This window comes from Embleya hyalina (assembly GCF_003967355.1).
Lineage (GTDB): Bacteria > Actinomycetota > Actinomycetes > Streptomycetales > Streptomycetaceae > Embleya > Embleya hyalina.
On sequence record NZ_BIFH01000014.1, the window covers coordinates 205,084 to 219,629 of the forward strand.

General features: G+C 73.4%; 12 protein-coding genes. 6 read left to right on the plus strand and 6 right to left on the minus strand.

All coding sequences use genetic code 11. The annotated features are described in order from the left end of the window. The first annotated feature begins 2 nt into the window (after nucleotides 1-2). Nucleotides 3-665 carry a hypothetical protein gene (locus EMA17_RS05295; RefSeq protein ID WP_246126461.1) on the plus strand — a complete coding sequence of 221 codons (663 nt, stop codon included), beginning with the start codon at nucleotides 3-5 and terminating at the stop codon, nucleotides 663-665. Here the strand turns inward: EMA17_RS05295 and EMA17_RS05300 are convergent. Both EMA17_RS05300 and EMA17_RS55220 read right to left on the minus strand, forming a co-directional pair. Further along, complete coding sequence (locus EMA17_RS05300; RefSeq protein ID WP_126635736.1) at nucleotides 657-2,435, minus strand: cholesterol oxidase substrate-binding domain-containing protein; 1,779 nt, start codon at nucleotides 2,433-2,435, stop codon at nucleotides 657-659. The genes EMA17_RS05295 and EMA17_RS05300 overlap by 9 nt on opposite strands. A gap of 350 nt (nucleotides 2,436-2,785) precedes the next feature. Further along, nucleotides 2,786-4,237, minus strand: a complete 1,452-nt coding sequence (locus tag EMA17_RS55220; RefSeq protein WP_281290437.1) for a sensor histidine kinase — start codon at nucleotides 4,235-4,237, stop codon at nucleotides 2,786-2,788. A 246-nt stretch (nucleotides 4,238-4,483) separates the two neighbouring features. On the opposite strand from EMA17_RS55220, the gene EMA17_RS05310 reads away from it, so the two are divergent. The 4 genes from EMA17_RS05310 (at nucleotide 4,484) to EMA17_RS05325 (ending at nucleotide 8,791) form a co-directional block, all read left to right on the plus strand. Continuing rightward, a complete protein-coding gene (locus tag EMA17_RS05310; RefSeq protein ID WP_126635737.1) occupies nucleotides 4,484-5,455 on the plus strand; it encodes an alpha/beta hydrolase in 972 nt (323 codons plus the stop codon). After that, entirely contained in the window at nucleotides 5,448-6,596 is a 1,149-nt protein-coding gene (locus tag EMA17_RS05315; protein WP_126635738.1) for an acyltransferase family protein, read from the plus strand. Before EMA17_RS05310 ends, EMA17_RS05315 begins: the two co-directional genes overlap by 8 nt. Before the next feature lie 60 nt (nucleotides 6,597-6,656). After that, on the plus strand, nucleotides 6,657-8,039 hold the full coding sequence (locus tag EMA17_RS05320) for a sensor histidine kinase (RefSeq protein WP_126635739.1): 1,383 nt from the start codon (nucleotides 6,657-6,659) through the stop codon (nucleotides 8,037-8,039). A gap of 83 nt (nucleotides 8,040-8,122) precedes the next feature. Then, nucleotides 8,123-8,791: a response regulator gene (locus EMA17_RS05325; RefSeq protein WP_126635740.1), complete on the plus strand. Its 669-nt coding sequence runs from the start codon at nucleotides 8,123-8,125 to the stop codon at nucleotides 8,789-8,791. A gap of 9 nt (nucleotides 8,792-8,800) precedes the next feature. Here the strand turns inward: EMA17_RS05325 and EMA17_RS05330 are convergent, their stop codons facing one another. Next, nucleotides 8,801-9,445 (minus strand): TetR/AcrR family transcriptional regulator, encoded by a 645-nt coding sequence (locus tag EMA17_RS05330; protein ID WP_126635741.1) that lies wholly within the window; start codon nucleotides 9,443-9,445, stop codon nucleotides 8,801-8,803. 116 nt (nucleotides 9,446-9,561) lie between these two features. On the opposite strand from EMA17_RS05330, the gene EMA17_RS05335 reads away from it, so the two are divergent. Beyond that, nucleotides 9,562-10,437 (plus strand): NAD(P)-dependent oxidoreductase, encoded by an 876-nt coding sequence (locus tag EMA17_RS05335; protein ID WP_126635742.1) that lies wholly within the window; start codon nucleotides 9,562-9,564, stop codon nucleotides 10,435-10,437. Here EMA17_RS05335 and EMA17_RS05340 read toward each other — a convergent pair. Genes EMA17_RS05340 through EMA17_RS05350 form a run of 3 tightly spaced genes read right to left on the minus strand, consistent with a single transcriptional unit; the run spans nucleotide 10,397 to nucleotide 14,539 of the window. After that, nucleotides 10,397-11,452, minus strand: coding sequence for a lactonase family protein (locus tag EMA17_RS05340; RefSeq protein ID WP_126635743.1), 1,056 nt, complete (start codon nucleotides 11,450-11,452; stop codon nucleotides 10,397-10,399). The two genes, EMA17_RS05335 and EMA17_RS05340, sit on opposite strands and share 41 nt — an antisense overlap. After that, nucleotides 11,452-12,360: a GNAT family N-acetyltransferase gene (locus EMA17_RS05345; RefSeq protein ID WP_126635744.1), complete on the minus strand. Its 909-nt coding sequence runs from the start codon at nucleotides 12,358-12,360 to the stop codon at nucleotides 11,452-11,454. The genes EMA17_RS05340 and EMA17_RS05345 overlap by 1 nt, the downstream gene beginning before the upstream one ends. A 1-nt stretch (nucleotide 12,361) precedes the next feature. Continuing rightward, nucleotides 12,362-14,539: a peptidase C14 gene (locus EMA17_RS05350; RefSeq protein ID WP_126635745.1), complete on the minus strand. Its 2,178-nt coding sequence runs from the start codon at nucleotides 14,537-14,539 to the stop codon at nucleotides 12,362-12,364. Nucleotides 14,540-14,546 lie beyond the last annotated feature (7 nt).

A 14,546-nucleotide genomic window follows, 5' to 3' on the forward strand; every position in this document is an offset into this window, starting at 1 on the left:
GCGTGTACGGGTCGGGTGGGGTCGAGGGCGCGGGGTTTCCCGGTGCGGTGGTCGGGCTGTTCGAGACGCACGTCACCGTGGGGACCCCGGACGTGGACGGGTTGGTTCGGTGGGCCGCCGGGGCCGGCGTCGGGGTGACGCACATCGTGTTGGCGCGGGGACGGACGGTGTCGCAGCCGATGGTCACCGAGCGGTCCACCACGACCCTGCGGGCGGCCCGGGAGCGGGCCGCGGAGTTGGCCGAGGTGTTGCGGCGGGGCGGGCATCGGGTGACGCGGACCAAGATCGAGGTGGCGCCGTCGCATCCGGGGGTGCCTCGGACGGACGCGCGGGCGCGGGAACTCGGGACCGGGATGTACTTCGAGCATCACGTGAAGCTGGTGCTGGCCGAGGGCGCCGCCGAGTCGGGCGGGTTGGTGGCCGAGGTGGAGCGGCACGGGGCGCACCTGTCGTACAACGCGCGGCGGGTGCGGGCGGACGGGCGGGCCGAGCGGTTTGTCACGCAGCGCTGCCACGGGGTCGGCGACGTGGCGGCCACCCGGGCCGCGAAGGACCTGGTGGCCGCCTTGGCCGCATACGAAATCGCCTCGGTGGAGCGGGAGTTCGTGGTGTTCGACGACAACGGGTCGTTGGATGACGGCTGGTTGGGTGCGCGGTCAGGGTAGGAGCACGTCCAGGAACGGGTTGGCGAAGACGCGGCCCGGGTCGTACTTGTTCAAGGTGGCGCGGGCCGTGTCGAAATCGGCCGTGGTGGGCAGGCCGGTGCGGAACGCGTCGGGGATGCGGCCGGTGACGGCCGCCGTGTCGGTCCAGGCACCGCCGAGGCCGTACGCCCAGCCCTTGGACCACTCCGGGCGGACACAGGCGTAGGCGCCGGTGTAGTTGGCCCAGATCCAGGAGTCCATCTCCCGGTAGAAGTCGTGGTTGGCGGGGGTGCCGGGCAGGGTGGCGACGTCGAGCCAGACCACGGTGTCCCATTCGGGGTGATCGGGGCGCGGGCGGGCGGCGGACAGGGTCGGCTCGACCGCGTTCGGGACCACGACCTCGCTCGCCCGGTCCACGCCGGTCACCCGCAACTCGATCGGACTGTTGCACGGATATCGGCCGTTGGCCTTGTACGCGCTCAACAGGCCCGTGTAGCGCACGAAGAACTCGTTGAGCACCCGCTGTACGTTCGCCCGCGCGGTCAACACCGCCCAGCCGCCCTCGTGGATGCGCAGCGTGGTCGGTTCGACGAAGAGTTGGGTGTTCTTCGACCACCCCCAGATGTCCCAGGTCCAGGTCACGATCAGGCCCGAACCGACCACCGCCATCTCGGCGTTGGTGAACACCTCGGTGCCGCCGACGTTACCGGTGGCGATGTCGGCGAGGAATTTCGCCTGGTCCTCGGTGACGAAGTTGGCGAACGTGTAGGGATAGGGCGCGTCGATCCGGGTGGACGTCCACGGTTTGCTCGGTGCCACGCTCCACACCTTGAGCCACGGCACCGTGGTGAACGGGAACCAGATCACCTCGACCCGGCCCGAGTCGCGCAGGTAGTCGGCGAGCTTCTTGCCGGAGCCGCCGGGCGGGCCCAGCAGGGTGCCGATCTGGTCGTGGTAGAAGTTCTGGCAGCGCAGCCGTTGGTTCGCGTTGGTCTGGAGGGTGACCTCGGTGACGAACGCCCGGCCCAGGTGCACCAGGAAGGGGCCGATCTCGGGGTTGTCGCGCCGGAAGGTCTTCAGGACGTACGCGCCGGCCGCCGGGTCCCACACCACCGCGGTCAGTGCCGTCACCAGGTTGCTCAGCGTGCCGTAAGTGCCGCCCTGGGGCAGGGTTTCGCCGGGCGTCGGGATGCCGCTGCCGTGTGCGCCGATGGCCAGCACCCCACCCACGCTCAGCTTGCCCGGCGCGGTGGTGGCGATCATCCCGCGACCGGCCTCCTCCAGTTTGGTGAGCAGGCGCTCGACGCTGCACCCGGTCTCGACGGTCACCGTGGTCGGCGAGCCCGGATTGATCACCAGCGAGGTCAGGTTCTGTGTGGTGTCCACCATCAGGGTGCGCGAGGTGTCCGCGCCGGGTGGGATCAGGATCGGCGACCAGTTGTGGCTCATGCCGCGCGGGCGGAGCCGGTAGCCCTTCGCGCGCGCCCAGTTCGCCAGCGTCACCACGTCGGAGGGGTGCGCGGGTACCGCCGTCCAGACGTCGTCGGCGCGCATTTCGCCGGACCAGTTCCGGTATTGCCGCACGCCCAGCGTGATGCCGGCCGGGAAGTCGGGCGGGGTCGGCGGCGCGGCGGCCCCGGCGGCGGGGATCAGACCGACGGGGGTCCACTGGGCCGCGACGAGTGCGGCGCCGGCGAGGCCGCCGAGCACCGCGCGGCGGGACGGACCCGGGTCGGGGTTGGGACCCGGGTCGGAGTCGGGGTTCGGGTTCGGGTGGTTCGGTCGGGGCATCAGGATGCCTTTCGGGGCGTCCCGAGGGCCTGCAGCCCGGGGGAGTTCGACATACGGAAGCGGTGGCTCCGGTTCCGGAAGATCGATCCGCTGCGTGCCGAGGTGCGGGTGGAGCGGTGATGTCGAGGCCACGGCGCGGGGGTGGGTGAACGGTTCCGGGCGCCGTGCGATGCCGTGCCGGGCGTGCCGAGGCGGTGGGTTCGGGGCGGTGCCGGAACCCGGGACCGGTCGGCCGAACGGTGCGACGCGGCTGGCCCGAGGGTCCATCCGGAGGCTGCGCAAGTCAACACCGAAAGGTGGGTGACACGTGTCGAGGATGGAGAAGTCGGAGCGGTCGGATCCGCCGGGTATCAGCCGGTTTCGGGGCGTGATCCCGTCAGTACTCCCGGTGTCGAAGTCGGGGTCGGGTCCGAGCGATCGTGGTGATCCGAGCGGCCCGAACGCTCCGCGTGCTCCGGGGTGGGGTGGCCCGCCTTCGACCGGTCCCGGCCCGACCGCTCCCGGGCCGGGCGCACCGGACGCGCGCGCAACACCCCCACGACCGCGCTCGGCGGTTCGCCGGGCGCGGCCTCGGTCGAAGTCGCGGACCGCGACGGCTCGTTCGGATCACCCGGCGCGCCGGAGACCACGGACGCCGTCCCCGCCCCCACCGACAACCGCGCGTCCAACTCGAAGCCGCCATCCGACCGCGGCCCGGCCCGGAACGTGCCCCCCGTCAGCTCGATCCGCCGATGCAGCCCGACCAATCCCGTGCCACCCGCGCCCAGTTCGATCTCCGGCGGCCGGGTGGGCGCGGTGTTCGTCACGGTGATCCGCAACTCGCCGTCGGTGTGCCGCACCAGGACCCGGACGAAGGCGCCGGGCGCGTGCTTGTGCACATTCGTCAGCGACTCCTGGACCACCCGATAGGCGGTGCGCACCACGACCGGCGAGGCCGGCCGGGCCGTACCCTCCACCTCCAGGCGCACATCCACGCCCGCCGCCGCCGACTCCTCCACCAGCGCGGACGCGTCCAGCACCGCCGGCTCCACCGGGGCACGCGCGTCACGCTCCTGCGCGGTGCGCAACACCGAGACCAGGTCCCGCAGTTCGGCCAGCGCCTGACACCCGGTCGAACGCAGGTCCTCCGCCGCCCGCCGGGTCGCGTCGTCGACCGCCCGCGAACGCATCGCGCCCGCCTGGAGGACCATCAGGCTCACCCGGTGCGTGACGATGTCGTGCATGTCCCCGGCCAGCCGGTCGCGCTCCTCCTCTCGAGCCTGCTCGGCGCGCAACTCCTGTTCACGCTCGGCCCGTTCGGCACGCTCCCCGAGGGCCGCGATGAGCCGGCGGCGGGAGGCGATGTAGAGCCCATAGCACGCCGGGGTGAGAGTTCCGAAGGTGTTCCCGGTGTTGGTGCCGAGATCCCGCCAATCCCAGGGCTGCCATGTGGCCAGGCACAGGACGCCGATCAACAGCCACATCCGCCGGCGGTCGCTCACGTAGGCCGCGACCGCGTAGGCCGCGAGCAGGGCGCCGAAGGATTGGTCCTGCAGCAGCGTCGGCGCGACGATCGCGACGCACACCTCGGGATGCCGGCGTCGGACGATCAGGACCAGCCCGGCGATCACCTGCGCCGCGTACGTCAGCCACGCGTCCGCGACGTCCACACCCGACTCCCGCAGATGCAACGCCAAGGCGATCGCGGGAACCAGCGGCCCGACCACGATCGCCAGCGTGACGTCGAAGGCGAACGAGCGTCGGGCCTGCGGCCAGGAGGGGAAGGGGCGGCGGATCGACTCGGCGGCGGAGCGAAAAGTCACGGATGCAACGGTAGCCGGCCGCACCCGACGCGCCGTCAGCCCAGCGGAGGAGAGCACGCGTGGTACCTGAGGCGCGATCCACCCGCGGCGCGGGCCGTCCCGGAACGGTCCCCGCCGGCTCTCGACCACGCGTGTGACCCGTGTAGTCCCCGAGAGCTACCCGCAGGGTCCACTCCCTGGCGCGACGCGGGCTACGGACGCCGATTCCTAGCTTCGTGTCCGGAACGTCGAGGACGGGAGCGGGAGATGCGTGGTCGGCTGCGAATGGGCCTGGTCTCGGTGCTGGTGGCGGCCGGGCTGGCCGGGCCGGGCGTGGGCGCGGCGGAGGCCGCCGCCGCGGCCCCGCCGACGCTGCCGGCGATGTCCGCGACCACCCTGGGCGAGCGCTACACCGCCAACCAGCGGGCCATCGCCGACGCGGCCGGGCTGGCCCGGGACACCGGACACACCGGCCGGGCGGACAAGCTGGCGCGGATGGCCGACCCGGGCCGGACCTTCCTGTCCTTCGACGGCCGCGCGGGCCGGGTCCGAGCGGTCGAGGTGGTCGGCGACCTGGCCGCCGCGGACCGGATCGCCGTCCTGGTGCCGGGCGCCGACACCGATCTGGACCACTTCGACACGCGCGGCGACAAGCCGTACTCGGCCCCCGGCGGCGGCGCGCGCGCCCTGTACGCGCAGATCCACACCCAGGACCCGACCGCGCGCGTCGCGGTGATCGCCTGGCTCGGCTACTCGCCGCCGCACACGATCAGCCTCGACGTGCTGACCACCGGCCGGGCCGACGACGGCGCGCGCGAGCTGCGCCGCTTCGTGGCCGGGCTGCACGCGGTCGCGCCCGCCGCGCAGGTCTCCCTGCTGTGCCACTCCTACGGCTCGGTGGTGTGCGGGCGGGCGGTCTCCACGATCGACGTGGCCGACCTCGCCGTGTTCGGCAGCCCCGGCCTGGGCGTCGACGACCGGGACGACCTGGGCACCGGTGCCCGCGTGTGGGCCGGTCGCGGCGGCTCGGACTGGATCGACGTGGTGCCGCACGTGAGCATCCCGTTCTTCGACACCACCGTCGGCTTCGGCGCGGACCCGACCTCGCGCGGCTTCGGCGCCCGCGACTTCGCCGCCGGCGGCGGGGGCCACTCGGACTACCTGCGGCCCGGCGGGCGGGCCCTGTACAACCTCGCGCTGATCGCGCGGGGCCGCGCGACGGAGGTGACCCATGGCTGAACCGGGCGTGCTGGTACGCCGGATCGAGCGATCGACGCCCGCCGACCGCGAGCGGGAGGTGGACGGTCTGCGGGCGTTCGCCATCCTCGGCGTGGTCCTCGGTCACTGGATCGTCACGGGCGTGTCCGCCGGCGCCGACCACTGGCGGACCGACAGCCCGCTGAGCCGGCTGCCGGACTTCGCCCCGGTCACCTGGCTGCTCCAGCCGCTGGCGGTGTTCTTCCTGGTCGGCGGGTACGTGGGGGCACGCTCGTACGCCCACGCGACGAGCTACCGCTCGTGGGCCCGGCGGCGGCTGATCCGGCTCGGCCGGCCGATCGCCGCGCTGCTCGCGGTGTGGACCGTGCTCATGGCGCTGCTCGCCGACTTCGTGCCCGGCGACACCCTCTACACGCTCGGCAGGCTCGTGCTCTCCCCGCTGTGGTTCGTGCTCGTCTACGCGGGCCTGACCCTGCTCACCCCGCAGGTGGTCCGCCTCGGCCGGGCCGGACCACCGCTCGCGCTCGCCGTGGTCGCCGCGGTGGACCCGACCAGGTTCGCCGCCGACGGGCCGGCCGCGCTCGGCTGGGTGAACGTGCCGGCCGGCTGGCTGGTCCCGTACAGCCTCGGGGTGCTCTGGGCGGGTCCGCATCGGGCCCGGATCGAGCGGTTGGGCGGTCCGCTCCTGGTGGTGGGCGCGCTCGGCTGCGCCGCGCTGATCCGCTGGTGCGGCTATCCGGTCAGCATGGTCGGCGTCCCGGGCCGGGCGATCTCCAACCTCAACCCGCCCACGCTCGCGGCGGTCGCCTTCGGTCTCGCCCAGTGCGGCCTCGCGCTGCTGGTCCGGGCCCCGCTGCGCCGGGTGCTGCGCCGGCGGCCGCGGACCTGGGCGGCGGTGGCGCTGGTCAATCTGTCCGCGATGACGGTGTTCCTGTGGCACCAGAGCGCGATGCTCGCGACCACCTCGGTCGGCATCGGCCTCGGCGGGCTGCCCGGCCTGGGCACCGCGCCGGACGGACTGCCGTGGGTGGCCGCGCGGATCGGCTGGATGCCGGTGTTCGCGGCCGTGCTGCTCGTGTTGTGGGCGGTGTTCCGTCGGTGGGAGGCCGCCGGTGGGCGAGCGCGTGGCTCCTCGGACGCCGGGCGTAGCTCCCGAGAGTGACATCCCGGATCACCCGGGCCGGGGACGCCGTGCCCCGGCCGGGGCCCTAGCCTGCTGTGGATGAGCACCAGGGCAGGCGGATCGGGCGGGCGGGACGTCGACGCCGCGCATGCGGCGGGCCGCGCCGAAATCTCGACCGCCGGCCGGGCCGGTGCGGTCGGCCGGGTGCGGCGGGGGCTGACCACACTGCGCGGCGACCTGTTCGACGCCCGGGTCCGGACGCAGCGTCCGCCCGCCCCGTTCAGCAGCCGCGCGGTCGCGGTGGCCCTGCACTACCTCACCGTGGTGCTCGTCGTGGGCATCCAGGGGTCGGTGTTCGCCGGCTATCCCGGGGTGTCCGGCGGACTGGCCTTCGCCCTGGGCCTGGCCACCGGTGTACCGATCCTGCTCGCACCGCAACGACCGATCGTGGCCTGGTGGATGTCGCTCGGCGCCGCCCTGCTGTGCGCGTTGGTCGCCACGCCGGACGACTTCGCCCCGTCGGGGTCCGGCGGCATGCTGTGGCCGTGGAGCGCGGTCGGCCTGGTCGCCCAGGTGGTGGTGATGGCCTACGTCGCCTTCCACACCCGGGTGCGGATCGTGCTGGAGACGTGGGTGTGCACCGCGCTGCTGGGCGTGCTGCTGGTGCGCAACGCGCAGGACCACCCCTCGCGCTGGGGCACGATGCCCACCCTGGCGATGCTGACCGCGACCGTGATGATCGTCGTGGTCGCCTTCCGGGGCCGCAGCGACGCGCGCCGCGAACTCGCCGTACAGTCCGACCTGACCGCCACCGAACGGGAGCGCAGCGCACTCCTGGAGGAACGCGCGCGGATCGCCCGCGAGTTGCACGACGTGGTCGCGCACCACATGTCGGTGATCGCGATCCAGGCCGAGGCGGCCCGCTACCGGGTCGCCGACCCGCCACCGGAGTTGGTGCGCAGCTTCGTCACGATCCGGGCCAACGCGGTCGACGCGCTGGCCGAACTCCGGCGCGTTCTCGGTTTGTTGCGCACCGATGACGAAGGCGAGGGAGTCGCGGCGGTGGACCGGGACGGCCGACCCGCCCCGCTGCCGACGCTGGAGCGACTGCCCGAACTGATCGACAACGTGCGCGCGGCCGGGATGACGGTGGACCGCGTCACCGTCGGCGCCGCGCGCCCGCTGCCCCAGGGCGTCGACCTGTCCGCCTACCGGATCGCCCAGGAGGCACTGAGCAACGCGCTGCGCCACGCGCCCGGCGCGCGGGTACGGGTCGAGGTCGCGTACGTGCCGACCGGACTCGGGCTGCGCGTGCACAACGAACCGCCGCCGCACCCGACGCCGCCCGCGCGCGACGGCTCCGGACACGGCGTGATGGGCATGCGCGAGCGGGCCGCGATGATCGGCGGCACCCTCGAGGCCGGGCATACTCCCGAGGGCGGCTACCACGTCGAGGTCTTCCTGCCGACGGACGGGCAATGACACTCTCCGGCGGGTGGGGAGCCGGGACGCCACCCGCCGACCGCGACCGAACCGACCGAACCGACCGAGCAGTAGGGACCTCCATGGCCATCCGCGTGCTGATCGCCGACGACCAGATGATGGTGCGCGAGGGCTTCTCGGTCCTGCTCGGCGCCCAGCCCGGGATCGAGGTCGCGGGCGAGGCGGTGGACGGGCGCGACGCGGTCGAACAGGTCGCGGCGCTGCGCCCGGACGTGGTGCTGATGGATGTGCGGATGCCGGTCCTGGACGGCCTCGCCGCCACCCGCGAGATCACCGCCGACCCCGGCTGCGCGACCCGGGTCCTGGTGTTGACCACGTTCGACCTGGACGAGTACGTCTACGAGGCGCTGCGCGCGGGGGCGAGCGGGTTTTTGCTCAAGGACGCCTCGGCGCTGCAACTGGCGGACGCGGTTCGGGTGGTGGCGGCCGGCGAAGCGCTGCTCGCGCCGACCGTGACCCGGCGGCTGATCGCCGAGTTCGCCCGGCTCGGCGGTCCGAGCGCCGGCCCGCGGCCCCGGGTCGAACAGCTCACCGAGCGGGAGACCGAGGTGTTGTCGCTGATCGCCCACGGGTTGTCCAACGCGGAGATCGCCGCGCGGTTGGTGCTCAGCGAGCAGACGGTGAAGACGCACGTCAGCCGTCTCCTGACCAAGCTGAACCTGCGCGACCGCACGCAGGCGGCGGTGTTCGCGTACGAGAACGGCGTGGTCCGGGCGGGCGAGCGCCGCTGACGCGCGGGATCAGCCCGCGTCGGCGGTGCGCGGGTAGGTGTCGATCAGCCGGGTCAGGTGGGTGCCGGCGAGCAGCAGCGGTTCCTCGCTGCGGGTCACCTGGGCGGCCAGTTCGGCGCCCTCCAGCGTGCTGATCACGGTGTGCGCGAGTTCGCGCGCGTCGGTCTCGGCCAGCCCCGCCTCGATCAGCTTGGCGAGGACCGCCTCCCGCCAGTGCGCGAACGCCTCGGCCGCGGCGGCCTGGATGTCCGGCAGGCCGGCGGCGGTGCCGAGCGCGGTCGCGGTGACCGGGCAGCCGTCGATCCAGTCGGAGGCGCGCAGCCCCTCGGCCAGACTCCGGGTGAGCGCGCGGATCGCCGCGCCCGGGTCCGGCTCGGCGGCCAGTACGGCGCCCAGGATGTCGACGAACTCCGCGTCCCCGTGTCGGATCGCGGCGACCGCCAACTCCTGCTTGCCGCCCGGGAAGAAGTGGTACATCGAGCCGAGCGTGGCACCGGCCTCCGTGGAGATCTGCTTGATCCCGGTGCCGTCGTAGCCCTGCCGCTGCATCAGTCGCGACGCCGTGCGCACGATGCGCTCGCGCGTGCCGAGCGGGGTCGCCGGGGCGGCGGGCTCGGACTGATCGGGTCGGCTCCGCTGCGTCTTCGTCTGCACGGGCCGAGTCTATCGAATAGAGCGTTCGTTCCAGGCGTGCTACGTTTCTCTCGCTGGATAGAGCGTTCATTCTAGTCCGGGCGCACCTTTACTCATGCCTCGAAACGGGAGTACTCATGGGCGACAAGCAGGCGGTCACGGTCATCGGTCTCGGTCCGATGGGGCAGGCGATGACCCGCGCGTTCCTGGCCGCCGGCCACCCGGTGACGGTGTGGAACAGGACCGCGAGCAGGGCCGACGAAGTGGTGGCCGAGGGGGCGGTACGGGCCGACTCGATCGAGGCGGCGCTGGCCGCGAACGAGCTGGTGGTGCTGAGCCTGACCGACTACGCGGCGATGTACGCGCTGCTCGAACCGGTCGCCGCGGCGCTGGCCGGGCGCGTGGTGGTCAACCTCGGCTCGGACACCCCGGAGCAGGCCCGCAAGGCGGCCGAGTGGGTGGGGCGGCACGGCGGCCGGCAGCTGACCGGCGGGGTGCAGTCGCCGCCCTCGGGCATCGGGTCGCCGGAGATGTCGACCTTCTACAGCGGCCCGGCCGACGTCTTCGAGGCGCATCGGGACACGCTGGCCGTACTCACCGGCACCGACTATCGGGGCGCCGACCCGGGTCTGGCCGCGCTGCTCTACCAGCTCCAGATGGACATCTTCTGGACCTCGATGCTCAGTGCGGTGCACGCCCTGACGGTGGCCCGGGCGAACGGCATCTCGGCCGAGGAGTTCCTGCCGTACGCGTCCTCGACGGCCGCGTCGGTGCCGGATTTTCTCGCCTTCTGCGCGCCGCGCCTGGACGCGGACGACCACACCGGGGACATGGACAACCTGGCGATGGGCGTGGCGAGCGTCGAGCACGTGCTGCACACCACGCGCGACTCGGGCGTGGACGCGGCACTGCCGGCGGCGGTCCTGGAGATCTTCCGGCGGGGGATCGCGGCCGGGCACGGCAAGGACAGCTTCACCAGCCTGACCGAGGTCTTCCGGTCGGGCCGGGGGTGATTCGGGACGCGGGCAGGCCCCGGCGCAGCGGCAGGACGCAGCGCGGATCCGGGACGCGCAGCGCCACGCCGAGGGGGTGCAGCGCGCCGGTGCCCGGGGTCCAGCCGAACGCGGTGACCGCGTGGGCGTCGGGCACGGCCGCGTACAGGACCCGGCCGACGAAGGCCAGGTCCTGCGGGGCGGCGCCGCCGACGGGGAGGTCGGACATCGGGTGCGGGGCGCCGGCGGCCAGGGTCGTGATGGTGCCCGGGCCGCGGTTGGCCGCGTACACGTGGGCCCCGTCGGGCGCGGTGACGATCGCGGACGGCAGGCCGGGTGCGGCCAGCGGGTGGCGGGTGAGGTCGGGCAACGCCAGGATCGCCGGGTCGAGTTCGCCCAGCAGCCAGCGACCGGACAGGTGCCGGGGGCCGGTTCCGGGTGGAACGGGACGGGTGGCGAGCAACCGCGGCCGGCCCTCGACCAGTCGGTAGGTCAGCAGCGCGTCGCCGCCGAGGTCGACCACGGTGAACGTATCGGTGTCCGCGAACACGATCTGGTGCGGATGCGCGGCGGATTGCCGCTCCGGGACGGCTCCGGAGCCCGACCCCGGCAGCGGGACGGAGGCGGTCGTACCCGCGAGCGCGCCGTCCGGGGCGAGCCGGTGCACGACCAGGTCGCCGCTGCCGTAGTTGGCGGTGATCAGCCGCCCGCCGTCGGGGGAGACCGCGAGATGGCAGGGGATCGCGCCGTGCGACGGGGCCTGTTGCCGGATCCGGGCGCCGTCGGTCGGGTCGATCACGGTGATCGTGCCGACCGGCGCCTCGTCCACGCCGTAGACCAGGCCGAGGCGCGGATGGGCGGCGGCGTACGCGGTGCGGACCGGAGCCGGCGGGCCGACCGGGGTCAGTACGCCCGTGTCCGGGTCGGCGGCGCAGACCACCGTGCGGGCACCGCCGACCAGGACCGGCACCCGACTCGGCGGCACGGGGTGATTCCTCGCCGAGTCGGGTGGTATCGCGGCGTCCTGACGGCTCATCAGAACGCGTCCGCCGGCCAGTGGATCGCGCCGGGGGCGGTGATCGTCGCGCGTACCCGGGCCCGGTCGCTTTGGATCGGCCGGGCCAGCCCGAACGTGGTGTGCCCGGTGCTCAGGTCGGCGAGCACCGCGCCGACCGCCCGGGTCAGCGCCGCGTCGATCGGCACGTGCAGCGTCACCACCGTGCCGGGGCCGCCGAGTTCGCGCGTCGCCGCCCGCAACAGCGCGGGCAGCGCGTACGGGCGGCCCGGGCCGAGCGCGAGTTCGAGCACCTCGCCCGTGTCCGGCCGAACCACCGCGTAGTCGCCCTCCTCGGTGACCAGCACCCGGGTCGGCGGCGCGTACCAGTGCGGGAAGCGGTGCGCCCAGTCGTCGGCGGAACGCACCGTGGCCAGCGGCCGGTTCGCGTTCCAGGCGGCGTGCGTGGCGACCATCCGGGGCAGGTCGGCGGGGGCGGCCGGGCGGACCCGACGATCCCCCCACGCCGCCTCGGGACCGGCCACGCCGCGCAGGTACGGGGTCGCGAAGGTCTCCCAGCCGGATCCCGTGTACACCCCCGGCGTACCGCTGAACATCAACGACCACGCGCAACCGTGGCTCGTCATGTCGTCGACGGCCAGGGAGAGCAGCCGCCGGATCAGCCCCCGGCCGCGGGCCCGGGGCGCACTGGCCACGCTGCCCACGCACCCGACCGTGTCCACCCCGCCCGCCGGGGCGCGGATCGGGCGGGGCTGCCAGTGCACGACGGCGTCGATCGTGCCGTCGTCGTCGGTGGCCACCAGGGTGCGCGGATGCCGGCCCGCGTCGCGCGCGTGCAGCGCGGGCAGGGTGGGCGCGTCCGGGAAGGCCACCGCCCACAGGGCGCGCAGCGCGGGTTCGTCGGCCGTGGTGGTCGGGCGCAACCGCATCTCAGATCGCCAGGTTCCCGCTCGTGGCCACCCGCGCGCCGTCCGCCGGCATCGCGGTCCGGGTCACCCCGTCCTCGACGCAACCGGTGTGCAGCGCCGAGGAGGCGCCGCCGAACGCCTCCGGGCGCAGCTCCAACCGGCCGCCGGTGAACCGGGTCTGGCCGGCCATCCAGTGGTTGACCCCGCCCGCCAGGCGCACGTGCGCACCGTCGGTGGTCGAGGCCGCGCCGGCCAGATGCCAGCGCAGCACACCAGCCCCGGCGCCCCGGGACAGCAGCGCGCCCGCGCCGTTGGCGCCGCTCAGTCGGGTGCCGGCGCTCACATGCAGGTTCTGGTCGCGGACGGCCGACAGCAGGATTCCGGTATCGGTCAGGGTGCTCGCGGTCAGGCGCAGTACGGCCGAGCCGACCTCCAGCGGCGCGGCGGCCGGCCCCGCGCCGACGAGGGTGCAGGAGTCGAAGTCGACCTCGCCCGAGCCGCGCAGGATCGCGCCGTCGACACCGGTGAACAGGCAGTCCCGGAAGTGCACGGTGTTGCTCACCGGCGTTTGCACCAGCACCTGCTTCGCGGGCAGGTCGAACGTACAACCCTCGACGATGTTCGGCCGGGTCGAGCGGTTGGAGCGCTGGCCGATCGCGAACGTGCGGGCCACACAGCCGCGCATCTGCACGCCGTCGGCGTTGACCTGCAGCGTGCCGCCCGGGTCGAAGGTCGGGCGCGGGATCACCCGGACGTTCTCCAGGGTCAGATCGGTGATCTTCGTACCCGCGACGAACCACGAGCAGGTGTGGTCGCGCACCGTGATGCGCTTGGCCGAAGTACCCCACAACACACCGGAGTTGGCGATATCCATCAGTCCGGAGTTGCCCTCGAAGAGCAGATCGTGCTCGTACTGGCCGTGTGTGGTGAAGGGGTTGCCGCCCTGGTCGTCGCCGTCGCCGTGACAGTTGACGACGTGGCAGTAGGCGGACGCGGTCAGGTCGTTCAGGTGTCGGGCGTTGCTGGAGACGCAGTCCTCGACCCGGCCGTAGAGGCAGTAGATCTGCTGGGTCAGATACCCCGCGCCGCCGTACATCACCGTCGGCGGGTTCTTCAACGACGAGCGGGCGGTGACGAAGTGGGTGCACCAGCGGCGCATGACCACCGGCCAGAACGAGCCGGTCGCCTCGATCCCGTCGACATCGCAGCGCACCGCGTACTCGTACGCGATCGGGTGCGAGCCGGTGTACTCGTCGTCGTTGGCACCGGCCCCGAAGAACACCATGTTTTGGACGTCGGCGCGCCGCACGGGTTCCACCCGGGTCCAGGTGATGCGGCGCCCGGCGGTCAGTTCCCACCCGTTGAGGTAGTCGGCCCGGATGTGCTTGCCGTCCACGATCTGGGTGATCTCGACGAGCTTCTGCAACTCGCGCTCGTAGGTGCCGCCGCCGGCGATCGGGTCGATCTCGACCGTCCACCACTGGCCGACCTCGAACGCGCCGGCGTCGGGAACCGGGAAGACGTCGGTGAGTTCGATGACGGTCTCGGCCAGGGGGTAGGTGACGACGGTGTCGGTGACCTTGCCCCGGAAGTACAGGACGGCGCCGAACGGGTTGTCGTGGGTGTTCTTCTCGATGCCGGTGGTGCGTACGGTGTGGCCGCCGAAGTCGAGCACGATGCGGGAGCGGCCGAAGGTGTGGCGCTTGACGAAGAGCAGGTCGGTGTGGGCCTCGACGCGGTGGATGTACGGGTCGTTCACCATCGCGTCGAGCGCCGCGTCGGCGGGGACCTTGTCGTCCAGGATGCCGAACCGACGGAAATCCATCACCCCGTCGTGCACCTGGATCCACCGACCGTCCCGGCGCGGCGACGGATCGGCCAACACGGTGCCGCCGTTGACCGCGAGCCGCGAGCGCGGGTCCCAGCGCACCACCATGCCGCCGCCGTCGCCCGCCGCGTGGTAGCCGGCCACCAGGACCACGGCGTCCGTCGGGAATCGGCGCGGGTCCAGGCGCAGCAGCGCGGCGACGTTCGGCACGCTCGTGGACACCTCGCGCGGGCCGCCGCCGTTGCGGTCGTCGTCGGGGGCGGCCGAGGCGGTGCCCGCGGCGGCCGTGCCGGCGAGCAACAACCCGCCCAATCCGCCCGCGGCCAGCAGTCGGCGGCGGGACGACGAAGGGGAAGAACCGAGTGAGGACATGGGGGTC